The sequence below is a fragment of the Aurantimonas sp. C2-5-R2 genome (assembly GCF_036549495.1).
Taxonomy (GTDB): domain Bacteria; phylum Pseudomonadota; class Alphaproteobacteria; order Rhizobiales; family Rhizobiaceae; genus Aurantimonas; species Aurantimonas coralicida_A.
Genome location: NZ_JAZHLJ010000002.1, coordinates 125,439 through 149,184, shown reverse-complemented (window position 1 = coordinate 149,184; position 23,746 = coordinate 125,439). Strand labels below are relative to the sequence as shown.

23 protein-coding genes, 1 tRNA gene and 1 pseudogene are annotated in these 23,746 nt (G+C 65.5%); 15 read left to right on the top strand and 10 right to left on the bottom strand.

Features of this window, described 5'->3' with window-relative positions; translation table 11 throughout:
* The first annotated feature begins 23 nt into the window (after window positions 1-23).
* The gene (locus tag VQ044_RS01710; RefSeq protein ID WP_327646356.1) at window positions 24-977 is read left to right on the top strand and encodes a DMT family transporter; all 954 of its coding nucleotides are present in this window, start codon (window positions 24-26) and stop codon (window positions 975-977) included.
* 19 nt (window positions 978-996) lie between these two features.
* On the opposite strand, the gene VQ044_RS01705 is transcribed toward VQ044_RS01710, so the two are convergent.
* The gene (locus tag VQ044_RS01705; protein ID WP_442872876.1) at window positions 997-1,353 is read right to left on the bottom strand and encodes a helix-turn-helix domain-containing protein; all 357 of its coding nucleotides are present in this window, start codon (window positions 1,351-1,353) and stop codon (window positions 997-999) included.
* 189 nt (window positions 1,354-1,542) lie between these two features.
* On the opposite strand from VQ044_RS01705, the gene VQ044_RS01700 reads away from it, so the two are divergent.
* Together VQ044_RS01700 and VQ044_RS01695 are read left to right on the top strand one after the other, a co-directional pair.
* On the top strand, window positions 1,543-3,558 hold the full coding sequence (locus tag VQ044_RS01700; protein ID WP_327646358.1) for an acetyl/propionyl/methylcrotonyl-CoA carboxylase subunit alpha: 2,016 nt from the start codon (window positions 1,543-1,545) through the stop codon (window positions 3,556-3,558).
* Window positions 3,555-3,832, top strand: a pseudogene (locus VQ044_RS01695) (acylphosphatase). The gene VQ044_RS01700 and the pseudogene VQ044_RS01695 overlap by 4 nt, the downstream one beginning before the upstream one ends.
* Here the strand turns inward: VQ044_RS01695 and lipB are convergent.
* On the bottom strand, window positions 3,829-4,557 hold the full coding sequence (lipB, locus tag VQ044_RS01690) for a lipoyl(octanoyl) transferase LipB (RefSeq protein WP_327646359.1): 729 nt from the start codon (window positions 4,555-4,557) through the stop codon (window positions 3,829-3,831). The pseudogene VQ044_RS01695 and the gene lipB overlap by 4 nt on opposite strands.
* 182 nt (window positions 4,558-4,739) lie before the next feature.
* Here lipB and VQ044_RS01685 point away from each other — a divergent pair.
* Both VQ044_RS01685 and VQ044_RS25610 read left to right on the top strand, forming a co-directional pair.
* Window positions 4,740-4,824 (top strand) — tRNA-Leu (locus tag VQ044_RS01685).
* A gap of 16 nt (window positions 4,825-4,840) precedes the next feature.
* A complete protein-coding gene (locus tag VQ044_RS25610) occupies window positions 4,841-5,176 on the top strand; it encodes a DUF6538 domain-containing protein (RefSeq protein ID WP_442872878.1) in 336 nt (111 codons plus the stop codon).
* 17 nt (window positions 5,177-5,193) lie between these two features.
* Here the strand turns inward: VQ044_RS25610 and VQ044_RS01675 are convergent, their stop codons facing one another.
* Complete coding sequence (locus VQ044_RS01675) at window positions 5,194-5,958, bottom strand: triose-phosphate isomerase (protein WP_327646361.1); 765 nt, start codon at window positions 5,956-5,958, stop codon at window positions 5,194-5,196.
* A 65-nt stretch (window positions 5,959-6,023) separates the two neighbouring features.
* Window positions 6,024-6,953, bottom strand: coding sequence for a sugar phosphate isomerase/epimerase family protein (locus tag VQ044_RS01670; protein ID WP_327646362.1), 930 nt, complete (start codon window positions 6,951-6,953; stop codon window positions 6,024-6,026).
* A gap of 225 nt (window positions 6,954-7,178) precedes the next feature.
* Here VQ044_RS01670 and derI point away from each other — a divergent pair, with 225 nt between their 5' ends.
* Together derI and VQ044_RS01660 are read left to right on the top strand one after the other, a co-directional pair.
* The gene (derI, locus tag VQ044_RS01665; RefSeq protein WP_327624090.1) at window positions 7,179-7,640 is read left to right on the top strand and encodes a D-erythrulose-4-phosphate isomerase; all 462 of its coding nucleotides are present in this window, start codon (window positions 7,179-7,181) and stop codon (window positions 7,638-7,640) included.
* A 180-nt stretch (window positions 7,641-7,820) separates the two neighbouring features.
* Window positions 7,821-8,714: a sugar-binding transcriptional regulator gene (locus tag VQ044_RS01660; RefSeq protein ID WP_327624123.1), complete on the top strand. Its 894-nt coding sequence runs from the start codon at window positions 7,821-7,823 to the stop codon at window positions 8,712-8,714.
* 10 nt (window positions 8,715-8,724) lie between these two features.
* Here the strand turns inward: VQ044_RS01660 and VQ044_RS01655 are convergent, their stop codons facing one another.
* Both VQ044_RS01655 and VQ044_RS01650 read right to left on the bottom strand, forming a co-directional pair.
* Window positions 8,725-10,230, bottom strand: coding sequence for an FGGY-family carbohydrate kinase (locus tag VQ044_RS01655; protein WP_327646364.1), 1,506 nt, complete (start codon window positions 10,228-10,230; stop codon window positions 8,725-8,727).
* A gap of 79 nt (window positions 10,231-10,309) precedes the next feature.
* Window positions 10,310-11,224: a sugar-binding transcriptional regulator gene (locus VQ044_RS01650; protein ID WP_327624093.1), complete on the bottom strand. Its 915-nt coding sequence runs from the start codon at window positions 11,222-11,224 to the stop codon at window positions 10,310-10,312.
* Between the two features lie 173 nt (window positions 11,225-11,397).
* Between VQ044_RS01650 and VQ044_RS01645 the strand changes: the two genes are divergently transcribed.
* The 8 genes from VQ044_RS01645 (at window position 11,398) to VQ044_RS01610 (ending at window position 19,741) form a co-directional block, all read left to right on the top strand.
* Complete coding sequence (locus tag VQ044_RS01645; protein ID WP_327646365.1) at window positions 11,398-12,744, top strand: sn-glycerol-1-phosphate dehydrogenase; 1,347 nt, start codon at window positions 11,398-11,400, stop codon at window positions 12,742-12,744.
* A 2-nt stretch (window positions 12,745-12,746) separates the two neighbouring features.
* Window positions 12,747-13,589 carry an HAD family hydrolase gene (locus tag VQ044_RS01640; protein WP_327646408.1) on the top strand — a complete coding sequence of 281 codons (843 nt, stop codon included), beginning with the start codon at window positions 12,747-12,749 and terminating at the stop codon, window positions 13,587-13,589.
* Window positions 13,579-14,256: a class II aldolase/adducin family protein gene (locus VQ044_RS01635; protein ID WP_327624095.1), complete on the top strand. Its 678-nt coding sequence runs from the start codon at window positions 13,579-13,581 to the stop codon at window positions 14,254-14,256. The genes VQ044_RS01640 and VQ044_RS01635 overlap by 11 nt, the downstream gene beginning before the upstream one ends.
* 106 nt (window positions 14,257-14,362) lie before the next feature.
* Complete coding sequence (locus VQ044_RS01630; protein WP_327624096.1) at window positions 14,363-15,256, top strand: carbohydrate ABC transporter permease; 894 nt, start codon at window positions 14,363-14,365, stop codon at window positions 15,254-15,256.
* Window positions 15,256-16,131 (top strand): carbohydrate ABC transporter permease, encoded by an 876-nt coding sequence (locus tag VQ044_RS01625; RefSeq protein ID WP_327624097.1) that lies wholly within the window; start codon window positions 15,256-15,258, stop codon window positions 16,129-16,131. Before VQ044_RS01630 ends, VQ044_RS01625 begins: the two co-directional genes overlap by 1 nt.
* Before the next feature lie 91 nt (window positions 16,132-16,222).
* A complete protein-coding gene (locus tag VQ044_RS01620; protein ID WP_331827594.1) occupies window positions 16,223-17,767 on the top strand; it encodes an ABC transporter substrate-binding protein in 1,545 nt (514 codons plus the stop codon).
* A 138-nt stretch (window positions 17,768-17,905) separates the two neighbouring features.
* The gene (locus VQ044_RS01615) at window positions 17,906-18,631 is read left to right on the top strand and encodes an SDR family oxidoreductase (protein WP_327624099.1); all 726 of its coding nucleotides are present in this window, start codon (window positions 17,906-17,908) and stop codon (window positions 18,629-18,631) included.
* Between the two features lie 42 nt (window positions 18,632-18,673).
* A complete protein-coding gene (locus VQ044_RS01610; RefSeq protein ID WP_327624100.1) occupies window positions 18,674-19,741 on the top strand; it encodes an ABC transporter ATP-binding protein in 1,068 nt (355 codons plus the stop codon).
* Window positions 19,742-19,833: 92 nt separating this feature from the next.
* Here the strand turns inward: VQ044_RS01610 and VQ044_RS01605 are convergent, their stop codons facing one another.
* From VQ044_RS01605 to VQ044_RS01590, 4 genes are read right to left on the bottom strand one after another with little or no spacing between them, the layout of a single operon-like run.
* Window positions 19,834-20,685, bottom strand: coding sequence for a TIGR01459 family HAD-type hydrolase (locus tag VQ044_RS01605; protein ID WP_327646367.1), 852 nt, complete (start codon window positions 20,683-20,685; stop codon window positions 19,834-19,836).
* Window positions 20,682-20,978, bottom strand: coding sequence for a hypothetical protein (locus tag VQ044_RS01600; RefSeq protein ID WP_327646369.1), 297 nt, complete (start codon window positions 20,976-20,978; stop codon window positions 20,682-20,684). Before VQ044_RS01600 ends, VQ044_RS01605 begins: the two co-directional genes overlap by 4 nt.
* Complete coding sequence (locus tag VQ044_RS01595) at window positions 20,975-22,087, bottom strand: class II aldolase/adducin family protein (protein ID WP_327624104.1); 1,113 nt, start codon at window positions 22,085-22,087, stop codon at window positions 20,975-20,977. The genes VQ044_RS01600 and VQ044_RS01595 overlap by 4 nt, the downstream gene beginning before the upstream one ends.
* Window positions 22,080-23,657 carry a glycerol-3-phosphate dehydrogenase gene (locus VQ044_RS01590; RefSeq protein ID WP_327646409.1) on the bottom strand — a complete coding sequence of 526 codons (1,578 nt, stop codon included), beginning with the start codon at window positions 23,655-23,657 and terminating at the stop codon, window positions 22,080-22,082. Before VQ044_RS01590 ends, VQ044_RS01595 begins: the two co-directional genes overlap by 8 nt.
* Window positions 23,658-23,746 lie beyond the last annotated feature (89 nt).

Here is a 23,746-nt window from a genome sequence, read left to right as displayed (position 1 = left end):
ACGCGATTGTGCCATGGACGAACATGACCTCACTTGCCGAGACCTTCGAGAACACACCCGCCGAGATCGTTCGCGGCATCGTCATTCTCGTCGTCGGCTCGGCGATCATTCCGTTGCTCGACGCCTTCGGGAAAATTCTGGTCACCACCCATGACATTTCAGCGGGCGAGGTGGCTTTGGTCCGGCTCTTCTCGCAAGCTGCGATGATCCTGCCGTTTCTGCTGTATGTCGACGGCCCGGGTGCCCTTAAGACGCGTCGTCTCGGGCTCAATCTTCTGCGCGGGGCGTGTCTGGGCCTGGCGGGACTCGCCTTCTTCGCCGCGCTGCGTTTCATGCCGTTGGCCGATGCCACGGCCGTGTTTCTGATCGAGCCGATGATCCTCACGCTGCTGGCTGCGTTCCTTCTGAAGGAGACTATCGGCTGGCGGCGGATCGTTGCCGTCGTCGTCGGCTTCTTCGGTGCGCTGATCATCATCCGGCCGAGCTATTCGGTGTTCGGTATCGTCTCGCTGCTCCCGGTCGCGGCGGCGTTCTTCGTCGCCCTCTACCTCATTTTGACCCGCCGCGCGTCGCGGGGATCGACCCCGCTGGCGATGCTGTTTTACGCCGGTGCCGGAGGGGTGCTGGTTTTGTTGATCGCCATGATCATAGGCCATCCGCTGGGAATCGCCGATCTGACGTTCCGCTGGCCGGATCGCGGGTCGACCTGGATGCTCCTGATCGGCGCCGGTCTGATCGGCACGGCCGGCCATCTCATGTTCATCCAGGCGTACAAGCTTGCGCCGGCCTCGGTGCTCGCACCCTTCGGCTACGTGGAGATCGTCTCCGCCGTGTTTCTCGGATATCTGATTTTCGCGGACATGCCCGACGGCCCGAAATGGCTCGGCATGGCGATCATCGTCGGGTCCGGGCTGTTCATCTATTTTCGCGAGCAGCGCATCGCGCGTCATCCGCAGAAGCCGCCGATCGTGCGCTAACGCGAGTCCGGCGAATGGATCAGCCGGATTTCGCGGCCAGCGCTTCGAGCCTGGTGATTTCACCGTCGAGCACATCGCGGCGCGAGCGCAAGAGGTCGAGCTTGGCGGCGCGGCCGGTGTCGTCGAGATTCACGTCCTCCGCACCCTCGCCATAGCCGCCGATCAGCCAGGCTGGGCTGACGCCGAGAATGCCGGCGAGCATGATCAGCTTGTTCGCCCGCGGTTCGGCGCGGTCGCGCTCCCAGCCGCGCATCGTCTCCGGCTTGACACCGAGCTTGGTCGCTAATTCTGCAATGTCGATCCCGAGCGCCTCGCGGCTGCGGCCAATCCGTCCGCCGATCGTGTCATCGTCCTGCTGTGTCATCGGTTTGGTCAAATCTGTCTCCTCTTAACGCCGGCCGAAATCCGGATTCTCGCCTAGCGCGGCCGTGACGGACCGCGGCAAGTGCGATCGGATCGCGACATTCGTTTCTTAGACGAGTGTCGGCTTGCAGGATTTCCGCCCAAAGGTCAAAACGGACCGGTCGAGAAGACGCCGCCGCCCTGTTTCGGAGTACCCGCCGCCATGTTCAAGAAGATCCTGATCGCCAATCGCGGGGAAATCGCCTGCCGGGTCATCAAATCGGCGAAGGCCATGGGCATCAAGACGGTCGCGGTCTATTCCGACGCCGATCGCAACGCAGTGCATGTGGCGATGGCCGACGAAGCGGTGCATCTCGGGCCTCCGCCTGCGGCCGAAAGCTATCTCCTCGGCGATAAAATCCTCGAGGCCTGTCAGGCGACGGGCGCCGAGGCGGTGCATCCGGGCTACGGCTTCCTGTCCGAACGCGCCGCCTTCTGCGAATTGCTGGAAGACAACGGCATCGTCTTCATCGGCCCGAAGCCGAAGGCGATCCGCGCCATGGGCGACAAGATCGAATCGAAGCTGTTCGCCCAGAAGGCGGGCGTCAGCATCGTCCCCGGCCATCTCGGCATCATCGAGGATGCCGACGAAGCGACAAGGATCGCCGCCGAGATCGGCTATCCGGTGATGATCAAGGCCTCGGCCGGCGGCGGCGGCAAGGGCATGCGCATCGCCTTCGACGAGAAGGAATGCCGCGATGGCTTCGACCGCGCCCGCTCGGAGGCGCGCTCGTCTTTTGGCGACGATCGGGTGTTCATCGAAAAATTCGTCGTCGAGCCTCGCCATATCGAGATCCAGGTGCTGGCCGACGCCCACGGCAACGCGGTTCATCTCGGCGAGCGGGAATGTTCCATCCAGCGGCGCAACCAGAAGGTCGTCGAGGAGGCGCCGTCGCCGTTCCTTGATGCCGATACCCGCGCATCGATGGGCGAGCAGGCGGTCGCGCTGGCCCAGGCCGTCGACTACCAGAGCGCCGGCACGGTCGAATTCATCGTCGACAAGGACCGGAACTTCTACTTCCTGGAGATGAACACGCGGCTGCAGGTCGAACACCCGGTGACCGAACTTGTCACCGGCGTCGACCTCGTCGAGGAAATGATACGGGTGGCGGCGGGCGAGCCGCTCAGGCTTCGGCAGGATGACATCAAGCTCAACGGCTGGGCGGTCGAGAGCCGTATCTATGCCGAGGACCCGTTTCGGGGCTTCCTGCCGTCGATTGGCCGGCTCACGCGCTATCGTCCGCCCGCCGAAGGCCCGCTCGGCGAGGCCACCGTGCGCAACGACACCGGCGTGACGGAGGGCTCCGAGATTTCGATGTTCTACGACCCGATGATCGCCAAGCTTTGTACCCATGCCGACACCCGCGAGGCCACGATCGACGCGATGCGCGACGCGCTCGGCCAGTTCGAGATCGAGGGAATCGAGCACAACATCCCGTTCCTCGCCGCCCTGATGGCCCATCCGCGCTGGCGCGAGGGGCGAATCTCGACCGCCTTCATCGACCAGGAATACCCGGACGGCTTCGAGCGGCCGGCGGCGTCGGACGAAACCCGGCGCATGGCGGCGCTGATCGCGACGACGATCGAGATCGCCCGCAAGCAGCGGCTCGATCATCATATCGACCGGTTGCGCGAGCATTCAGGCGCGCTACCGCCCGCCTGGGTGGTGAAAGTCGATGGGGACTATCTGGCGGTCGACGTGGCGCGGACGATGACCGGGGAGGGCGGCGACGTCCTCTATCGAATGACCACCGATGGACAAACCTTTACCGTCTCGACAGATCATCGGCCCGGCATATCCCCTTGGTCGGGTTCGATCGACGGGGAAAAGCGGACCGCGCAAATTCGCTCGCGGCCGAACGGGATGGCCCTTTTTCTCGACGGAATATGGCTGGAGGCCAAGGTGGTGTCGCCGATGATCGCCGAACTCGAGAAGCTGATGCCGGTGAAGCTGCCACCGGATACCTCGAAGTTGCTGCTGTGTCCGATGCCGGGTCTCGTCGTGTCGATCGCGGTGGAGGAAGGGCAGGAGGTCAAGGCCGGCGAGACGCTGGCGATCGTCGAGGCGATGAAGATGGAGAACATCTTGCGGGCCGAGCGCGATCTGACCGTGGCGAGCCTCAAGGCGGCGCCCGGCGATAGCCTGGCGGTCGACGCGGTGATCATGGAGTTCCAGTGACCACCGCGATACATTGTCTGGTGCGAGGCCGGGTGCAGGGCGTCGGCTACCGCGCATGGTGCCAGGGCGAAGCCGTGACACGGGGCTTTCCGGCTGGGTGCGCAACCGCCGATCCGGCGACGTCGAGGCGGTGTTGGCCGGGCCATTGGACGTGGTCGACGAAATGCTGGCGGCGCTGTGGACCGGGCCGGCCGGCGCTTCGGTGTCGGCGGTCGAAGGAACGCCGACGGAGGAACGTCCGCGTGGCGATTTCGACGTGAGGCCGACGGTTTAACGGGTCGCGTCAATCGTCGGGCCGAACACCGCCTCGAATTGCCGTCGAAGCAGGATATCGACCTGCGGCATTGATGCGAGAACGCCGAGATCGGCAAGACTCGTCACGCCGTGGCCGCGAATGCCGCAGGGCACGATGCCGGAGAAATGCTCCAGCTCCGGGTCGACGTTGAGCGAGATGCCGTGGAAGGTCACCCAGCGGCGGACGCGGATGCCGATCGCCGCGATCTTGTCTTCGGCAATGCTGCCGTCGACCATGGTCGGACGCTCCGGCCGTCGCACCCAGACCCCGACGCGGTCTTCACGTCTTTCGCCCTTGATCTGGAAGTCGCCGAGCGTCGCGATGATCCAGGCCTCCAGCGCTGCCACGAAGGCGCGCACGTCCTCGCGCCGTCTTTTCAGATCCAGCAGCACATAGGCCACGCGCTGGCCGGGGCCGTGATAGGTGTATTCGCCACCGCGGCCTGCGGCGAACACCGGGAATCGCGTGGAATCGACGAGGTCTTCGTTCCGGGCACCGGTGCCGGCCGTATAGAGCGGCGGATGCTCCAGGAGAATCACCGTTTCAGGCGCCGTTCCGGATGCGATCTCCGCGACCCGGGCCTCCATCATCGCCAAAGCCTCGGGGTAGGGGGTCGGGCCGTCGATGACGTGCCACGCCACTTGCGCCGAACCGGGCCGCGCCAGGAAGCGCTCCGCCACGGTCGATAGCCGGGAGCCGCTCATCGCTGTCTCGATCGTCGCTGTCATGGAGGGTGTTTAGCTGGTCCGAACGCCGTCGAAAAGCGTTGGCCGCGCGCCCGTGAGGACAATGCCGACCGGGATCGGCCGAATAGCCCTTGTGCGACCGGGTAAGTCTTGTTACATGCCCGCCACCGATGGCCTCGCGCCCTTGGTAGACACGGCGTGCGGTCGTGGCGGAATTGGTAGACGCGCAGCGTTGAGGTCGCTGTGGGGCAACCCGTGGAAGTTCGAGTCTTCTCGACCGCACCAGCCTTTCTCATTGGAAATGTTCGAGTTTGGCATCTACGCCGAAGGCCGATTGCATTTTCCCACCAGTTGCATCGAATTTTGCGCCACACGCTTTCAAAATGAAGGCCTGCAGACGATGGCCTCGTTCCTTAAGCGGCGCGGGATGCGGTGGATATTCCACTTCTTTCGACGTGTACCCCCTGACATCGTTGATTTGGTGGGTTTTTCCTTCTGGGAACGATCTCTCAGAACCAGTGACGAACAGGCTGCTGCGATAAAGGCGCGAACCTTGGCAGTGGGGACTGACGAAGTCATTAGCCAGCCCCGTGCAGACGAGATAACGGTTGATCGATCTTGGCCGGCCAGTTCGTAGCGTTGTTTTGCGAGACATCAGCCGAGCGCCGCGACGACGGCGGCAACGATGCCGAGATATCCGTTCGCCTCCCAGGCCGAGCGGCCGATGAAGAGCCCGTCAATGTTGTCGCGGCGCGCGAGGTCCACGCAATTGCCGGGATTGACGCTGCCGCCATAGAGCACGGGCAGCGGGCGGCCGATCAGCGATGCGACCAGCGCCTTGACGTTCGCCTGCTGATCGTCGGCAAAGTCGGGATCGGCCGGCGTCCCCCCTTCGCCGATCGACCAGACCGGTTCGTAGGCCAAGATCACCTCGGCGCCCTCGGTCCATTCCACCTTCGACAGCGCCGCCTCAGTCTGTCGCTTGAGGACGGCGGCCGTTTGGCGGGCTTCGTATTCGGCGCGGGTGTCGCCGATACAAACGAGGGCCGTGAGCCCATGATGGACTGCGGCGGCCGTCTTCAGCCCCACCGTCTCGTCGCTCTCGTTGAAGAATGTCCGCCGTTCGCTGTGGCCGATCTCGACGAGGGTTCCGCCAGCATCCGCGACCTGGATCGGGGAAATCTCGCCCGTCCATGGGCCGGAATCCTGCCAATGGACGTTCTGGGCGCCGACCGTGACACGGGTGCCTTCGAGTGCTTCGGCGACCTGCGTCAGCACGGTGAAGGGCGGGATGACGAAGAGACGTGCGGCGTCGCTTCCGGCCCAGTGGGACGAACGCAGAATATCGCAGAAGGTCGCCGCCTCTGCGCGGGTCTTGTTCATCTTCCAACTGGTGCCGATGAAGGGGCGGGTCGCCATGGAGAGGCTCCTTGAGGACTGTCGCAGAAGGCGATCGTGACAGGCAGAACGCGGATGAAGGCGGTTCAGGCCACCTTGGGTCTTCCGACTTCCGTGTGCGAGGACCAGAACGCAACGGACTCGGCCATCGCCGCGACGACCTCGCGATCGCTCGGCTCGCGTTCGCGGAAGGCCAGTTCCAGGCAGAGCTCGTTATCCGTTCCGCCGCCGGCGCGGATGCTCGCCAGCAACTTGTCCGGTATGATGCGTCCGTCCTCGTTATACACCTTGGTGAAGGGCCAATGCCCGCCCTTGTTCATCGAGCTCTGCTTGATGTGGATGATCGGCGAGGCTTTCGCGAACCGCTCCGCCCAGGCGTAGGGATCGGTGTCTGCGGGATCGGGCGAGGACACGTCGCCATGGTCGATGTCGATCATCGGCTTCAGCGGAATCGGCAGACCGCCTGCGTCGATCCAACGCTGCAACGCGGCGCAATCCTTGAGCGTGTGGCCGAACTCGCGGCCAATCGACATCGGCTCCCAGAACATCGAGGTCAGGCCGCGTCGGGCGGCGTGCTCCGCGACCTCGCGCCAACACTCAAGAGCGACCCGCAGCAGCGCTTCGCGCCGGTCGCGGTCGTCGAAGTCCCGGTAGGTCAGAATGGCGAATTGCGTCCCGATCGCCGGGCAGCCGAGATCGGCGGCGACGTCCGCCAGGGTCTTGAACCAGTCGACATAGTAGGCGCGCACGCCGGCGTCGGGATGACCGAAATGGTTCAGCCGTCCATAGGGCCCGGTCATCATCGATGTGATGGAGACGCCGTTGGCGTCGGCTGCGGCGGCCATCCGCGCTACGATGGGAGAGAGCGTCTTCGCCGGCCAGGACGGGTTGACAAACTCGTGCGTCAACTGGACATGGCCGATGCCGATCTCCGCGGCGATGATCGCGATCAGGTCTTCCGGGTCGGCAAAGCGGTTGACCAGAGGGTTTGTGCTGATCGATAGGGTGAAGGGCATGGAAGCTTCTTCGTAACGGGTGGTTGGAACCGGGCAAAAGCACTGGCGCCCGTGCGATATGAAAAACTATGCATGTGCCGCAATATTTTGCAATTTTCCTTCCGGTGACCTAGCATCTTTCTCGATGTTTCGGCGCTGGCGCCCGCGTGGACCAACCATCCGGCGATGGGGATGGCGCGGGCTGCGCTTTCTGTCGGGCCTCGAACGGTGAAGAAGGAAACGCATATGAAGATCATCATCGGCGGTGATGGCGCGGGGCAACCGCTGGTCAAGGCGGTTGCCGCGTATCTTCGGACCCGCGAGGACGTGGAATTCGACGACGCCAGCGCGGCGCCTGCAAACGCCGACGAGCGCTACGCCGCGACCTCCGAGCGGATCGCCATGGCGATTCTCGACGGCGCATACGACCGCGGAATCTTGTGTTGCGGAACCGGGATCGGCGTCTGCATCTCGGCCAACAAGGTGCCCGGCATTCGCGCGGCGCTGACCCACGACACCTATTCGGCCGAGCGCGCCGTCAAGAGCAACAACGCGCAGATTATCACCATGGGCGCTCGCGTGATCGGACCGGAGCTCGCCAAGGCGATCGTCGAGAAGTTCCTGGATTCGGAGTTCGATCCGCAGAGTTCTTCGGGTGCCAACGTCGCCGCCATGAACTCGCTCGACGACAAGTACCACGCGCGCTGAGCACGCATTATCGACACTGTGGCGGACAGATAGCGACGTGGAAGCCCCGCGGTTCGGTCCGCCGCTGAAACGCCTTGGAACCAGGAGGACGCCGTGCTGAACGAGGCGCCACATCGCCACGACGAAAATGGGGAGGCCGGTCTCGCGGCGCGTGCGGCGTGGCTCTATTTTTCCGGCGGCATGACGCAGGGCCAGATCGCCAAGCGGCTCGGCGTCACCAGCATCAAGGCGCACCGGCTGATCGCGCGCGCCAACCGCGATGGCCTGGTGCGGGTATTCGTCGATGCGGAGGTGGCCGAGTGCCTTGACCTGGAGGAGACGATTCGCCAGCGCTTTGGTCTCGACTTCTGCAGCGTAGCGCCGGATCTCGGCGAAGAGACGCCGCTTCCTCTCAGGGCGCTCGGCATCGCCGGCGCCAACTTCCTGAAAAACGAGATCGAGCGCGGCGAGCACGCCCTCATCGGCGTCGGCCATGGCCGCACGCTCGCCGCCGCGGTCAACGCCATGCCGGCAGTGGCGACCGGACGGACCCGCTTCGTCTCGGTGCTCGGCGGCTTTACCCGCCGTTTCGCCGCCAACCCCTACGATGTCATTCACCGCCTGGCCGAGAAGACCGGCGCTGAAGCCTTTCAAATCCCGCTGCCGACCTTTGCCAATACCGCCGAGGACAAGGCGGTACTTCTCAGCCAGCCTGGCGTCGCGGAAGTGTTCGATCTGGCCTGTTCGGCGCCTTTGGTCTTTGCCGGCATCGGCGATGTGACCGAGGATGCATTCCTGTTCGCCAACAGCATGGTCGGCACCGACGAGATCGGCGAGATTCGCGCGGGCAGGGCGGTCGGCGAACTTCTCGGCCACTACTTCAATTCCGACGGTCAACCGGTCGCGGAAGCTGTCAGCGCCCGGGCGCTGTCCCCGACATTGGCTCATCTTAGCGCATCCCGCGTCGTCGCCCTTGCCGGTGGCGCCGACAAGGTTTCCCCGACCCTCGCCCTCCTGCGCAGCGGCTTTCTCGACGGCTTGGTGACCGACGAGATCACCGCTCGCGCGATTCTGGCAAAGGGCGGCGAGCGGTGAGCGCGATACCTCATCGCCCATCGATCGTGCCGCGCCCATACGCTCTCGTGTCCGCATAGATTCGCCCCTGACGCGCGCAGAGCGACTTCCACTGGGAGGCGAATTCGGGTCGGGGATAGACCGTCTGGTCGATCGCCGTCATCGCCGCGGCGGCGATCGGGTAGTCGGGGAACCAGCCAGCGCCGACGGCCGCGACGATGCCCGCGCCGAGCGCCGAGGCTTCCACGGTGCGACTGCGCTCGACTGGCAGGCCGGCGGCGTCGGCGAGCATCTGTAGCCAGAGCCGGCTTTGCGCCCCGCCGCCGATCGCGCGGATTCGCTCGAGCGCCAGACCCTCGGCGGCCATCGCCTGGATTCCGCGGGTGATTTCGGCGGTCAGAGCCTCGAGCGCTGCGCGATAGAAATGCGCCCGCCCGTGGTTGGCCGAAAGGCCGACGATCGCGGCGCGGGCGGCCGGGTCCCAATGCGGGTTCATGACGCCGATAATGTGCGGCGTCATGGTCAGTCCCTGCGAGCCGATCGGCAGCTGGGCCGCAGCCTCCTCCAATCGATCGAAGGCCCCGGGATCATCGCGCCCCCCGGCGAAATTGTCCACGACCCAATTGACGAAGAAGGCGCCGGCCTTTTGTAGTGCTTCGAGGAAATAGCCCTCGCCGGTCGGGGCCGTCATCGTGCGCCAGTGCAGGTCGGTCGCCGGCGTTGGGGAATAGACCCCGGTGACCGTCGCGGTGCCGAGATTGAGATAGACCGTCCCGGGCTCCATGGCATTGGTGCCGAGGCCGGCGCATTGGCCGTCGCCGCCGCCGGCAAAGACCGGGGTGCCGGGCCGCAGGCCGGTTTGTTGCGATGCCGCCTCGGTGATGGCGCCGACACCACTGCCCGGCTTCAACAGATCGGGGAGCTGCCGCCGCCCCACGCCGACACTGTCGAGAATGCGGTCGGACCAGTCCATCGCCGTGATGTCGAAAATGCCGAAGGGGTCGGCGCTCGACCAGCTCGCGGCCTTGCGGCCGGTCAGGCGCCCGGTCAGGAAGGCGTGGACGTCGACGATGTGCCGTGCCGCGTCGAGAATGGCCGGGTCGTTCCGCCGCAACCAGTCCAGCCGGTAGACGACGGGGATCGTGTCCACCGGCTTGCCGGTCGTGCGGTGCAGCCAGTCGCGGCCCATTTGGTCGGCATAGGCGGCATAGCTGCCGAGCGAACGCTCGTCGAGCCAAACCATCGCCGGGCGCAGCGCGCATCCGTCCGCATCGAGAAAGGCCACCGTCTCGCGCTGGTTGGAAATCGCTACCGCGTCCACCGTATCGGCGCCGACTGCGGCGACCGCCGTGCTCACCGAAACCGTCAGCGCGTCCCACCAGTCTTCGCAGTCCTGCTCCGCGTAGCCCGGCTGCGGCGTCGACAACGCGATGGTCGCGCGCCCTTCCGCGACCGCGCGCCCGTCTTCGTCCCAGACGATCGCCTTGGTGCTCTGGGTCGAACTGTCGATGCCGATGACATGCCGTTTCCGGGCCATTTTTCCTCCTCACGCAGAGCCGGCATCGCATCCTCCCGAACGCCGCCGGACCTGGCGCCTGATCGCGCTCCGTCGCCCCTCAGCCCGATTCCAGCAGAGCGGTCGCTGTATCGGAGTCGGTGACAAGGTGGGTCGCGTATCCCCCGTTGAGCGCCGCCAGAAGGGCATCGCGCTTGGCCGGCCCTCCGGCCAGGCATAGGCGAAACGGAACGCTTTTCAGATCGGCGAGCGAAATCCCGACGATGCCGTCATCGATCGGGCAGGGGACCGGGGCGCCGGCCGCGTCGATCAGGCGGCCGATGATCACGGCCTTGGCGCGCCCTTCGGATTGAATCTGCCGCAAGGCAACCGGATCGAGCATGTCGCTTTCGGCGAAGGTGCTTTTCCGACCGAGTTCGCCGACGCCGAACACGACCTTCGTCGCCGATCGGATCAGCGCGAACTGCCGTTCCAGAGACGGTTCGGCGAGAAGCCGGTCGCGCAGGTCCCGGCTCGACAGCACGGCGGGCGCGTGCAGGTTGACGCAGCGGGCACCGAGCTGGTTGGCCAACAGCGTCGTGCACAGCTCCGGCGAGAAATCGGCTGAACTCGCCGAGCTGCCGGACACCTGGACGATGGTCAGGTCCGGTATTCGGCTGGCCTCGGTGGCCCGCGCCGCCGCAAGGATCGTGCGGCCCCAGGCGACGCCGATAATGTCGCCGGGCTCCAGAACGTCGGCCAGCACCCGTGCCCCCGCGGCGCCGATGCGTTGTTCTGCGGGGTGGTTTGGCAGAGCGGGAACGACAGTTGCCGCAACCAGCGCAAACCGCTTCGCCAGCGCCTTGGACAAAGCCGTGCGTGCGACGGCCGCGCTGTCCACCCGAATGGTTACCCGACCGCTTCTCCGCGCTTCCTGCAGGTAGTTGGCTATACTCGCCCGCGAAACACCGAGGCGAGCGGCGACCGCGGCCTGGGTCAGCTCGTCGACATAGTAGAGCCACGCGGCCCAGGTCACGACGTCGTCGAACTCCGGCGGCGGCTTTGGCGTCCCGCGACTCGGGCCGTGAAGGGTTGCAGGCTGATCCATCCGGTCGAAAATGCCATGTCTCTGACTTTTGTCAAACGGTTCTGTCATTTGTTTGACAAATGCGAAACGTCGGTGTCAGATGTCGATAAATGGGAGGCGACATGTCGGAGATCCGGGAGCCACGTTCCGTCGACGATGAGCGGAATTGGACGTCGCTCATCGATGAGATCATCGACGGGCGGTGGATCCATCCGGAGACCGGCGCGCCGGCCGCGGTCGATTATGACCGCGTCGTCATCGCAGAGAGTCTGGCGGGACGGGAAGCCGAACTCGTTGACGCGATGAATCTCGGCGGCCGGATCGCTCTGATCGCCGACGCGGCTACATTTGCGGCGCTGGGCGATCGTGTCGCAAAGGCGCTGGTCGGATGGGACGTCACCGTCATCCTGCTCGATGATCCCCATGCGGACATGGCCCATATCGCTGCGCTCAGGCAGCGGCTCACAGGATTCGACGGCGCCATCGCGGTCGGCTCCGGCACCGTCAACGATCTGGTCAAATACGTCGTCGCGGAAGACAAGCGGCCCTATTGCGTTTTCGGCACCGCCGCCTCCATGAACGGCTACACCTCCTCGACCGCCTCGATCACGCTGGACAGCGGATTGAAGGTGTCGTTGCCGTCGATCGCGCCGCGCGGCTTCTTCGTCGATCTGGGCGTGGCGGCGGTGGCGCCGCGGCGACTGGCGGCAGCCGGCTTCGGCGATTGCCTGGCGCGTTCGGTCGCGCAAATCGACTGGTGGATCTCGCACCGGCTGCTTGGCACCGAATACCAGCAGGTGCCCTACACCATCCAGGAAGCCGATGAGCGCGAACTGAACGCCCGCGCCGCCGGTATAGCGGCCGGAGATGTGGAGGCCATCGGCTATCTCTACCGCGTCCTGACGCTGTGCGGCCTCGGAATCGCCTTTACCGGCGTCTCCCATCACGGCTCCATGGGCGAGCATCAGATCTCCCATTATATCGACTGTTTTGCCGGCGACCGGCATCCCGGCACGCTGCATGGCGAACAGGTCGGCGTCGCCTCGCTGACCATGGCGTGGTTGCAGCAGCGCATCCTCGCCTCCGACACGCCGCCGACGGTGCGCCCGACCCGTATCGACGAGGCTGGCATGGTTCGGCGGATGGGCCCCGAGATCGCCGCCCAATGTCTGGAGGAATACCGCAAGAAGGCGCTCGACCAGGCGGGCGCGGACCGGCTCAACGCCCGTATGATCGCGATATGGCCGGAGCTTCGCCAGGAATGCCTCGGCTTCGCGATCCCGGCGGACGAGATGGAGCGGCTGCTGCGGGCCGCGGGCGGCGCCACCACTGCGGGCGAACTCGGTGTGCCGGTGGATTTCTATCGCGAGGCGGTGCTCCATTGCCGCGAGATGCGCAATCGCTTTTCGGTCCTCGACATCGCGGACGACGCCGGTCTCCTGGCCGATTTCGCGGCGGGGGAGCGTTGATGATGCGCCCGATCTCGCAGATGCCCTCGGATGTCGCAGCATCGATCATCGGCGTCTTCGCCGACATCGACGACACGTTGACGACCGATGGCCGGCTGCCCGCCGCGTCCTATGCCGCGCTGGAAGCTTTGCATGACGCGGGGCTGTTCGTCGCGCCGATTACCGGCCGCCCCGCCGGATGGTGCGATATGGTCGCCCGCTTCTGGCCGGTAACGGGCGTCGTCGGCGAGAACGGCGCCTTCTATTTCGCCTATGACGGCGCGCAACGGCGGATGCGCCGCTCCTTCTTCGCAAGCGATTTCGAGCGCGCCGCCAACCGCAAGCGGCTCGAAGCAATCGCCCGGCGGATTCTCGTGGAGGTGCCGGGCGCAGCGATCTCCGCCGATCAGCTCTATCGGGAAGCCGATCTCGCCATCGACTTCTGCGAGGATGTCGCACCGCTTGGAAAGGCCGATATCGCCCGGATCAAGACGATCTTCGAGGAGGAGGGCGCGGTCGCGAAAATCTCCTCGATCCACGTCAATGGCTGGTTCGGCGACTATGACAAGCTGTCGATGACCCGGCGCTTCGCGGCCGAGATTCTGGGCATCGACCTCGAGGCCGAGAAACATTGGATCGTCTTTGCCGGCGACAGCCCCAACGACGCCCCGATGTTCGGCTTCTTTCCCAATAGCTGCGGGGTTGCGAACGTCCTCGATTTCACCGGCGAGATGGATGCCGAACCGTCCTTCGTCGCCGCGCGAGCGGGCGGCGAGGGCTTCGTCGAGATCGCCGACGTCATCCTGTCGGCCCGCGATCGGAACGAGGGCAAGGCGCGGCACAGGGAGGCGGCCGATGCGCGATAGCGAGCGGGCTTTGCGGCAGAAGATCATCGATCTCTGCCTGGAGATGAACCGGAACGGCATCAACCAGGGCACGTCCGGCAACATTTCGGCGCGCCACGGCGATGCGATGCTTTTGACCCCGAGCGCGACCCCCTATGAGGAGCTGACGCCGGAAAAGATCGTATTCATGCCCCTCGATGGCGACGGCACGGACTGGTCGGGACCGCTGAAGCCGTCGACCGAATGGCGCTTTCATCGCGACATCCTGCGCGCGCGTCCCGATGCTGGGGCGGTCGTCCATGCCCATCCGACCTTCGCTACCACGTTGGCGATCACCCGCCGCGCGATTCCCGCCTGTCATTATATGGTCGCGGTGTTCGGCGGCACCGACGTCCGCTGCTCGGGCTACGCACGCTACGGAACGCCGGAACTCTCCCATGAGGCGCTGACGGCCCTCGAAGGCCGGACGGGATGTCTGCTCGCCAACCACGGCGCCATTACCATCGGCAGCGATCTCGACAAGGCCATGTGGCGGATGGTGGAATTGGAAACGGTGGCCAAGCAGTATCATCACAGCCTGCAGCTCGACGGCGGCCCGGTGATCCTCAGCGACGCGGAAATCGCCGAAGTGCTGGAAGGATTCGGCAGCTACGGCCTGCAGTCTCGCAAGGGGGCGTCGAAGCGATGAGAGCAGGGACCGCACCCCGTCTCGGCATCTCAATCTCGGGCGCGGCGGCGCGGCGAAGGTGCCGTTCGCCGTGGGCCGGTGGCCGCCGGGCGGGGAGGTCGTGCGCTTGACCCCGTCGCCCAATCTTGCCCGTCGCTTCGTTATTTCGGACCACCCGCTGCCGTGGCTCCTGCCGCTGATCGCGCTTCTCGTGGTCTTCACCATCTTTCCGCTGATCTACAATATCTGGCTGAGCTTCCACGAATTCGTGCCGCGCCGGCGGGTGCTGGAATATGTCGGCGGACAGAACTGGGTGCAGCTGTGGGAGGACAGCCGCTTCTGGCAGTCGCTCGGCGTGACCTTTCTCTACTTCATCATCGCGCTGGTCTTCGAACTGGCGCTCGGCATGGGAATCGCGCTGTTGCTCGATTCCGACGAGCCGGGCTTCGGCATCCTGCGCGCTCTCTTGACGATGGCGCTGGTCGTCCCGCCCGCGATCGTCGGCATGATGTTTCTCCTGATGGAGGATTCGCAGTTTGGCGTGCTGACCTTCTTCCTCCAGATGATCGGCGTCCTCAGCCCGGAAACGCCGATCCTGTCGACGCCGTCGCTGGCGCTCGCCGGCGTGCTGCTTGCCGAGATCTGGCAGTGGACGCCGTTCATGGTGCTGATCCTCCTGGCCGGTCTGCGCGCGCTTCCCACCGAGCCCTACGAGGCCGCGATGATCGACGGCGCGAGCCCCATCCAGACCTTCGTGCGGCTGACCCTGCCGATGATGTCCAAGGTGATTGCCATCGCCGTCCTGATCCGCGGCATCGATCTGTTCCGGGTGTTCGACTACGTCTTCGTGATGACCTCGGGCGGGCCGGGCACCGCCACTTACACGCTCAGCCTCTATGCCTGGCAGCAGACCTTCTCCTTTATCAAATGGGGATACGGCGCGACGCTCAGCCTGGTCACGCTCGCGATCATCCTGGTTCTCGCCAATCTGTTCATCAAGCTCGCGAAGGTGAAGTGGTGATGCAGACCGCGTTTTTCCCACGGATGCTCCGCATTCTTTTCGCCTGGGTCGTGGTGGGGCTGTTCTTCTTCCCCATCTACTACTGGACGAGCGTGGCGTTCCGCGACGGCCGCGACATCTTCTCGCGCCCGCCGATCGTCTTCGACTTCGCTCCGACGCTCGACAATTTCCAGAAGGTCTTCGGCATCACTTTCGGCGATGGCGGTCGCCTGACCGTGACGCCGGGCGGCGGCAATTTCTTCATGGGCCCGCGGCTGTGGGATTCAATCGTCATTGCCACCGGTTCAACGCTGCTGGCGCTGGTCATCGCGACACTCGCGGCCTATGCGCTGTCGCGCATCCAGTTCCGCGGCCGTCATGCCTTCGTCGGCTGGGTGCTGTCGACGCGCATGATGCCGCCGGTCGCCGTCGCGATCCCGATGTTCTTCATGTACAAAACGCTCGGCCTGCTGGACACCTATCTCGGCATGATCCTCATCCACGCGCTGATGAACCTGCCACTAGCCGTGCTCTTGATGAAGAGCTTCTTCGACGACATCCCGGCCGAGATCGACGAAAGCGCCATCATCGACGGGGCAAGCCGCTGGCTGATATTCCGCCGCGTGGTCCTGCCGATGGCGCGCGGCGGCATCGCCGCGACGGCGGTTCTCTGCTTCATTTTTTCCTGGACGGAATTCCTGTTCGCGCTGACGCTGACCCAGACCGACATCAAGACGGTCCCGGTGGTCTCGACGACCTTCGTCACCTCGGTCGGAACCGCCTGGGGCAACATGGCGGCGCTCGGCGCGGCCGCGATCGTTCCCGCCTTCATCTTCGTGCTGGCGGTGCAGAAGCATCTGGTGCGCGGCCTGACGATGGGCTCGCTCAAGCAGTAATCCGCGTCCGCCTCCGAGGAGGGAGGCGGTGCGGCGCATACCCGCGAAGACAGGCGGGCCCCAACTGTCGCTAACGGAGGAGAACGAGACCATGAAAGACTGGCAGCGCAAGAATTATCTGGCGTCGGTGACCGACCGCTACGTCAATGGCCGGATGGACCGGCGCAGCATCCTTCGCTCGGCCGGCAAGCTCGGCCTTTCGGTCGGCGCGCTCGGCATGGGCTTCGGCATGGGCAACGGCCGGCCGTTCCTCAACCTCGCCCCGTCGGCCTTCGCGCAGGATTCGCTAGAGCCCTCGGCGGAAATGATGAAATGGCTGGCCGATGTCGGCAAGCCCTTCGCCGGGACGACACTTCGCCTCGCAACGGAGTCGACGCCGCCTTCCAACGCCATCGCCAACAGCCTGAAGGGCTATTTCGAGGAGGCGACCGGTATCAAGGTGGAGATCGAGGTGCTGCCGCTGGAGCAGGTGCTGCAGAAGCTGACCCTCGACGTCGCCTCGGGCCTCGGCACCTACGACCTCTATTACATCGATCAGAGCTGGGCGGCGAGCTTCAGCCAGGATGTCTTCGATCCGCGCGAGCAATATGAGGAAAAGCCGGACCTCGCCTATCCCGACTATAATATGGATGATTTCCTGCCAGCGCTGGTCGACGGCATCGCCAAATACGAAGATCGCTGGGTGGGCGTTCCCTACGATATCCCGATCTTCATCATGCAGTATCGCAAGGACATCTATGACGAGCTCGGCCTGAAGGCGCCGGAAACTATGGACGAGCTTCTCACCAACTCCAAGGCGATCACCGACGCCAAGGGGCCGGAGATGTACGGCACCTCCGGGCAGATGAAATCCGGTCACTACAGCCTGGAATGCGACTGGACGGCTTGGCTGTGGGGCCATGGCGGCCAGATTTTCGATGCCGACAACAACTTCGCCGGCAACAACGAGGCCGGCCTCGCGGCGATGGAGTACTGGGACAAGCTGAAGGCGACGATGCCGCCGGGCGTCGATGGCTGGACGTGGGACGGCCAGGGCCAGTCGGTCAGCCAGGGTGTGGCGGCGTCGATGCTCTCCTGGGGCGAGTTCTTCCCGTTCTTCGACGATCCGAAATCGGGCAAGATTTCCGGCCTGATGGAAGCCGCGATCCCGCCAGCGGCGACGAGCCTGATAACGCCGGACAAAACCGGTTTCGGCGAGATTCCGGGTGTGGGTCACCAGGGCGGTTCGAGTCTCGCGGTGTCGAAATACTCCAAGAGCCCGGACGCCGCATGGGTGTTCATGCAGTGGGCGACATCGGCCGACACCCAGGCGCTGATCACCGTCCTCGGCGGTGGTACGGGACCGACCCGCGCCAGCGTCTACGACGATCCACGGGTGCTCGCCAACGCCAAGGTCGGCGCCGGCACCACCCGGCATCTGCCGGTCGTCCGCGAGACCATCGCGAAATACATGGGCTCCGAGCCCGATCTGCCGGAATGGGCGGAAATCTCCAGCGACACGATCCCGGTCGGACTCGGCCGCTACTTCGCCGGCGAGTTCGATANGCTCCGAGCCCGATCTGCCGGAATGGGCGGAAATCTCCAGCGACACGATCCCGGTCGGACTCGGCCGCTACTTCGCCGGCGAGTTCGATAGTCCGAAGGCCGCGATGGACGAGATCGCCGCCAACGTTTCCTCGGTCCTCAAGGGCTGAGGCGGCAGAGGCCGTCCGCCGCGCCTCTCCCGCGCGGCGGACGGCCCATCTCCAGATAAGCAGAAACGGGACGAAGCTGCATGGCTGACAAACCCCTTATCGCCATCACAGGAGCCAGCTCCGGCATCGGCGAGGCAACGGCGCGGGTCTTTTCCGAGGCCGGCTACCCATTGCTGTTGATGGCGCGGCGCATGGACCGGATGGAGGCGCTCGGCCTGCCGAACGCCGTCCTGGCCAAGGTGGACGTGCGCGACCGTGACGCGATCAAGGCGGCGGTCGCCGAGGGCGAGGCGAAATTCGGGCCGGTGGACCTGATGTTCGCCAATGCCGGTGTCGCCCATCTCGCCGATATCGCCACCCAGCCGCCGGAGGAATGGGACGCGATGATCGATATTAACACCAAGGGCATGATGAACACCGTCCATGCCGTGATGAACGGCATGATGCAGCGTCAGCGGGGCACCCTGGTGATGATGAGCTCGATCGCCGGGCGCAAGATCTACCCCGACCATACCGTCTATTGCGGCACGAAGTTCTTCGTCCACGCCGTCGCGGAAAGCTTGCGCGAATACCTGTCGGGCTACAATGTCCGGGTGCAGGTGATCTCCCCCGGCGTCATCGAGACCGAGGTGTTGTCCGGCGTGCATGACCCGAACACGCTCGCCGCCTACCAGGCGAACAAGCTCGCGATCGGCGGCGGCATCGGGCCGGAGCATGTCGCCGACCTGATCCTGACGACCTACCGGATGCCGCAAAACGCGCTGGTGCAGGAAATCGTCCTGACGCCGACGCGCCAGCGCCACTGACCCGCCGCCACCGCGTTCGTAGCCACCGAGGAAGATCGTCCCATGTCCAGCGTCGAATACAAGAACATCGGGAAATCTTACGGCTCGGTCGAGGTGATGAGGGACATCTCGTTCCGCATCGAGGATCACCAATTCGTCGTGCTCCTGGGGCCGTCGGGTTGCGGGAAGACGACGCTCTTGCGCATGACGGCCGGCCTCGAGGCCATCTCCGCCGGCGACCTCGAAATCGACGGCCGGCGCGTCAACGACGTGCACCCGCGCGACCGCGATATCGCCATGGTCTTCCAGAACTACGCGCTCTATCCGACCATGCGGGTCTACGACAACATCGCCTTCAGTCTGGAGGTCGCCAGGAAGCCGAAGGCGGAGGTCAGAAAAAAGGTCGAGTGGGCGGCTGAGGTCCTCAATCTGACGGACTATCTCCACCGTTATCCCAAGGAACTGTCCGGTGGCCAACGCCAGCGTGTCGCCATGGGGCGGGCGATGGTGCGGGACGCGGGCGTGTTCCTGTTCGACGAGCCGCTCTCCAATCTCGACGCCAAACTGCGCGCCCACATGCGACTGGAAATCCGCCAACTCCACGACCGGCTGAAGGCGACGACGGTCTATGTCACCCACGATCAGATCGAGGCAATGAGCATGGCCGACATCATCGTTCTGATGCAGGGCGGTCGGATCGTCCAGATGGGCACGCCGGACCAGATCTACGAGAAGCCGAACTCGATCTATGTCGCCGACTTCATCGGTTCACCCTCGATGAACTTCATCGACGGGGAGATCGCCGCCAGCGCCGACGGCTCGGTCTTTCAGGCTCCGGGCGTCCACGTCCCGCTGCCGGCGTACGCCACGGCCCGACACGGCCAGAAGGTGCTTCTCGGCGTGCGCCCGAACGATCTGGCGGTTTCCGAGGACGGCCCGATCCGCGGCAAGGTGATCCTTTCGGAAACCACCGGCGCCGACGTGCAGCTGCATGTCGAGGTCGACGGGAGGGACACGATCGTCGTCGTGCCCCGCGCCGAACGCCGCCAGTCCGGCACGCATGTGGGGCTGACGGTTGCGGAAAGCGCCATCCACCTGTTCGACAAGGCGACGGAAAAGCGGGTCGTCTGATTGCGCGACCGTAGAGGCGGCTCCGGTTTCCCCCACGTGCCGGCGCCGAGGTTGCGTTTCCGGTTGACCCGGGGCCGCTTGCCGCCTCTGCCTCACCAGCGAAGACAGGCAAGATGATGTTCGACGGTGAGGCCCTTTTCCGCGACTCGTGAGGCGATCACGCCTTCGTCCGTCTCCGCCAGAATACCCGTGCGCACGAGCGCCTTCGCCGCGCCGAAGGCAGCGGCGCCGGCCATGTCGTGGTCAATGCTGTCCCCGATGCAAAGGATGCGCGGCCTCTGGACGGTGGCGATAAGCGCGTGGGCCGCCGCGTAGATCTCGCTATAGGGCTTGCCGACGAAGGTGACGACGCCGCCGAGCGCCGCGTAACGGTCGGCGATCGCCCCGGCAGCCGGCACGAGACCTTGCGGCGTCAGCATCTGCCGGTCGGGATTGGTGCAGATGCAGGGAACGCCCCGGCTTGCGGCGGGCCGCATGGCCTCTTCGTATTCGGTCATCGCGATGTGGTCGGCCTGGCTGCCGGCGATCACCACGAGATCCGCCGCGTCCGCCGCCTCGACGGATATGCAGCCGAGCCGGTCCGACAGATTGGTGTCGCCGGGGCTCGACAGGGTCAGGCAGCGGATCCGCCGGTCTTGCGGCAGCCGGATCGCGCCATCCTCGCACAGCCGGATGGCAACATCGCCGGAGGTGACGCAGGCGAGATAGCTGGACCGCGCAATGCCGAGGCGAGCCAGACGGGCCTCGTTGAAGGCCGCCGGCCGGCCGGAATTGGTGACGAAAAGCACAGGCTTGCCGAGGCCGGCAAGCGCGTCCACCGCCGCGGCCGCGCCGGGATAGGCGTGGGTGCCGTCGTGGACGACGCCGAATTGGTCGAGGAAGAACGCATCGTACCGGCCGGCGATATCGCGAAGTCTGTCGAACCGCATGACGTCGCCGGTCATGGGACCGCGCTCGGGCTAAGGGTCAGCCGCGCCGCGATCGGCATTCCGACGGCTTCGATCCAATCGGGCCATGCCTGGGCGGATGCGTCGTAGCCGGTCTTCCGCACGTTGTTGGCGTCGCCGGCACCGTCGAAGCCGGTGATGATCGCCGCATCCTGGCGGGGCTCGTTGTACCTGATCGCCGAGCCGACCGGCGCGCGCTCCGCGCCGAGCGCGCCGACGCGGACCCCGGATGTGCCGACATCGATGCCGATCGCGACGGAGCGCGCCGACTGGACGGCGGTCCCGTTCATGCGGCGTCCGGTGTGGGGGCGCCCGGTCGGTCGAGTGCCTGCCGGTATGTCTCGGCTTCCCAGTGGGTGAGATGATGGACATCGCGCTCGCTCAGCGGCTGCAGGGCGACGTCCGAGGAGATCCGGGCCGCCACGTCGGCGAGGCAGCCGACGAGGGCTTCGCCGCCGGCGGTCAGCCGCTCGTGGACCAGGACGCCAACGCCGCGCACCAGAAGCAGGCTCGGCGCCGGATGCGGCCCGGCCTCCCGCAACGCCAGGAATTCGCGGATCGCGCCGGCGTCGGGCGTGACGGTTCCGATCGTCTCGCCGAGGAAGATCACATGGTCGGGATAAAGCGGGCCGGCGAGGGCGACCCGTAGCGAATCCGGATCGCGCGCCAGATGATGGACGCTGTGATCGGATGGCAGGCGGTAGGGCGTGTCGGCGGCGAGGTTCGCAAGCGTCTCTGTATCCAACGATCCGGCCGTTAGGCGCGGCGGAATCGCCAGTGCGGCAACGACCGAATCGAGGCGTTCGGCAGCGTCCGCGACGCTGGTTCCGGCGACAATCAGCCCGTGATTGCCGAGGACCACGACGGCGATCCGGTCGGAAGCGATGCGCTTGATCTGCCGGGCCAGCGGAACGCCCGGTCGGCAGTAAGGGATGTATGCGAAGCGGCCGTCGAAGCCGGCGTCGGTCAGCCGCTCCGCAATCCGCGCCTCCGCGTCCTGGGTGACGGCATGGGCGATGGTGTTCACACAGTGGACATGCAGGACGACCGGCTGTGGCATCGCGGCGTGGACCGCCGTCTCGATCGATGGCCTGAGCTCGCTGGCGGACAGCTCCGAGGCGACGAAATCGGTGGCCTTCTCGGCGCGGGCATCGCCGGCGCGCAAGGCGTCGAGGAGCGGGGCGATTCGTACCGGCACGAAGATGTCGCGCGTTTCGGCATCGGCGAGCCACGTGCCGGATGCCTTCACCCACAGGATGCCGTCCCGCTTCAGGGAGGTGTTGCCGCCGGCGGCCTGGGTCAGCGTCCTGTCCCGCCCGATCGCGCGCGACAGGCGCCGCAAAGCGCCCAGCCCGTCGCCGATCGCGGTCCCAGGCTGTTGGTTCGTTCGGTCAATCAACGCTTTTTCCGATCCTTTCGTCCGCATATCGCGGCTCGGCCTGGTCTCGATCCGGTGCCTCGGCGGTACGCCGCGTCCGCGCGGCCAGGAAGTCGCGCACGGCCTGGCGTTCGCTGTCGGCCAGAGCGAGGCCGTGCTTGGTCCGCCGATCGAGGATATCCTCGGCCGTCTTCGCCCATTCGGTCTCGATCAGATAGTCGATCTCGCGTTCGTGGAGGGTTCCGCCGAAGTGCCGGCCCAGATCCGCCAGGCTCCTTGCGGAACCCAGCAAGACCTTTGCCCGCGTTCCATAGAGCCGGGCATAGTGGTGGGCGAGGGGGCGGGGAAGCCACGGGTGGCCGGCTCTGAGGCCGGCCTCGAAACTTTCGAAATCCGCGTTCGCCATGTCGCCGCCCGGCAGCGGAATGTCGTGCGTCCAGGCGGCGCCCATCCCCGGGAAGAAAGGCTTCAGCCGGTCAAGCCCGCGTTCGGCGAGTTCGCGGTAGGTGGTGATCTTGCCGCCGAAGATGGAAAGCATCGGTGTCTTGCCGTCCGCCGCGTCAATGTCGAAGACATAGTCGCGCGTCACCGCCGAGGGGTTGTCCGCATCGTCTTCCAGCAGCGGGCGCACGCCGGAGAAGGAATGGAGGACGTCGGCGCGGGTCAACGGCGCCTTGACGTAGCGGTTCACCGCGTCGAGGAGGTAGGTGATCTCGCTTTCCTCGACCGCGACGTCGCCAGCATCTCCCTCATAGGCAAGATCGGTGGTGCCGATCAACGCCTTATCGCCCTGATAGGGATTGACGAAGATCACGCGCTTGTCGGTGTTCTGGAAGAGATAGGCCTGGCTGCCGTCCCAGAATTTCGGCGTCACGATGTGGCTGCCCTTGACCAGCCGCACCCGCCGCGTCGAGTTCGCCCCGATGACGTTCGCGAGCACCGTGTCGACCCAGGGACCGGCGGCGTTGACGAGGCCGCGCGCCGAGACGCGGTAGATCTCGCCGTCTTCGCCACGGAGCGTCGCCCGCCAGACGTCGCCGTCGCGCGTCGCCGAAACCGCGGTGGTGCGGGTGAGGATCGTCGCGCCGCGCTCCCCGGCGTCGAGAGCGTTGAGGACGACCAGCCGCGCGTCGTCCACCCAGCAGTCGGAATATTCGAAGCCCCTGGCGTAGCGGTCCTGGATCGGCGCGCCTTCCGTCTCGGTCCGAAGATCGATGCTTCGGGTTGCCGGCAGCTTTCTGCGGCCACCGAGATGGTCGTAGAGGAAAAGGCCAAGGCGGATCAGCCAGGCGGGGCGCTGCTCGGGCGAATGCGGCAGGACGAAGCGCATCGGCCAGATGATGTGCGGAGCGGCGCGCAGCAGCACCTCGCGCTCCCTAAGCGCCTCGCGGACCAGGCGAAATTCGTAATATTCGAGGTAGCGCAGGCCGCCATGGACCAGCTTTCCCGAACGCGAACTGGTGCCCTCGGCCAGGTCACCCTTCTCGCACAGTACAACGGAAAGCCCCCGGCCCACGGCATCGCGGGCGATACCGGTGCCGTTGACGCCACCGCCGATGACCAGAATGTCTACGGTGCCAAGGTCTCGCAACATGCCGATCTCAGGCCGTCCTGCTGCGGTCGTCGGACAAGACCATGGTGGTGTCTCCTGTTGCTGCCAATGCTTCCCGCGCGATCGGC

Excerpts from the sequence above, each read along its gene's own strand:
- VQ044_RS01710 (WP_327646356.1), top strand. The coding sequence starts at position 24 with ATGACCTCACTTGCCGAGACCTTCGAGAACACACCCGCCGAGATCGTT.
- VQ044_RS01700 (WP_327646358.1), top strand. The coding sequence starts at position 1,543 with ATGTTCAAGAAGATCCTGATCGCCAATCGCGGGGAAATCGCCTGCCGG.
- lipB (WP_327646359.1), bottom strand. The coding sequence starts at position 4,557 with ATGAGCGGCTCCCGGCTATCGACCGTGGCGGAGCGCTTCCTGGCGCGG.
- VQ044_RS25610 (WP_442872878.1), top strand. The coding sequence starts at position 4,841 with ATGTTCGAGTTTGGCATCTACGCCGAAGGCCGATTGCATTTTCCCACC.
- VQ044_RS01675 (WP_327646361.1), bottom strand. The coding sequence starts at position 5,958 with ATGGCGACCCGCCCCTTCATCGGCACCAGTTGGAAGATGAACAAGACC.
- VQ044_RS01670 (WP_327646362.1), bottom strand. The coding sequence starts at position 6,953 with ATGCCCTTCACCCTATCGATCAGCACAAACCCTCTGGTCAACCGCTTT.
- derI (WP_327624090.1), top strand. The coding sequence starts at position 7,179 with ATGAAGATCATCATCGGCGGTGATGGCGCGGGGCAACCGCTGGTCAAG.
- VQ044_RS01660 (WP_327624123.1), top strand. The coding sequence starts at position 7,821 with ATGACGCAGGGCCAGATCGCCAAGCGGCTCGGCGTCACCAGCATCAAG.
- VQ044_RS01655 (WP_327646364.1), bottom strand. The coding sequence starts at position 10,230 with ATGGCCCGGAAACGGCATGTCATCGGCATCGACAGTTCGACCCAGAGC.
- VQ044_RS01645 (WP_327646365.1), top strand. The coding sequence starts at position 11,398 with ATGTCGGAGATCCGGGAGCCACGTTCCGTCGACGATGAGCGGAATTGG.
- VQ044_RS01640 (WP_327646408.1), top strand. The coding sequence starts at position 12,747 with ATGCGCCCGATCTCGCAGATGCCCTCGGATGTCGCAGCATCGATCATC.
- VQ044_RS01635 (WP_327624095.1), top strand. The coding sequence starts at position 13,579 with ATGCGCGATAGCGAGCGGGCTTTGCGGCAGAAGATCATCGATCTCTGC.
- VQ044_RS01625 (WP_327624097.1), top strand. The coding sequence starts at position 15,256 with ATGCAGACCGCGTTTTTCCCACGGATGCTCCGCATTCTTTTCGCCTGG.
- VQ044_RS01615 (WP_327624099.1), top strand. The coding sequence starts at position 17,906 with ATGGCTGACAAACCCCTTATCGCCATCACAGGAGCCAGCTCCGGCATC.
- VQ044_RS01610 (WP_327624100.1), top strand. The coding sequence starts at position 18,674 with ATGTCCAGCGTCGAATACAAGAACATCGGGAAATCTTACGGCTCGGTC.
- VQ044_RS01605 (WP_327646367.1), bottom strand. The coding sequence starts at position 20,685 with ATGACCGGCGACGTCATGCGGTTCGACAGACTTCGCGATATCGCCGGC.
- VQ044_RS01600 (WP_327646369.1), bottom strand. The coding sequence starts at position 20,978 with ATGAACGGGACCGCCGTCCAGTCGGCGCGCTCCGTCGCGATCGGCATC.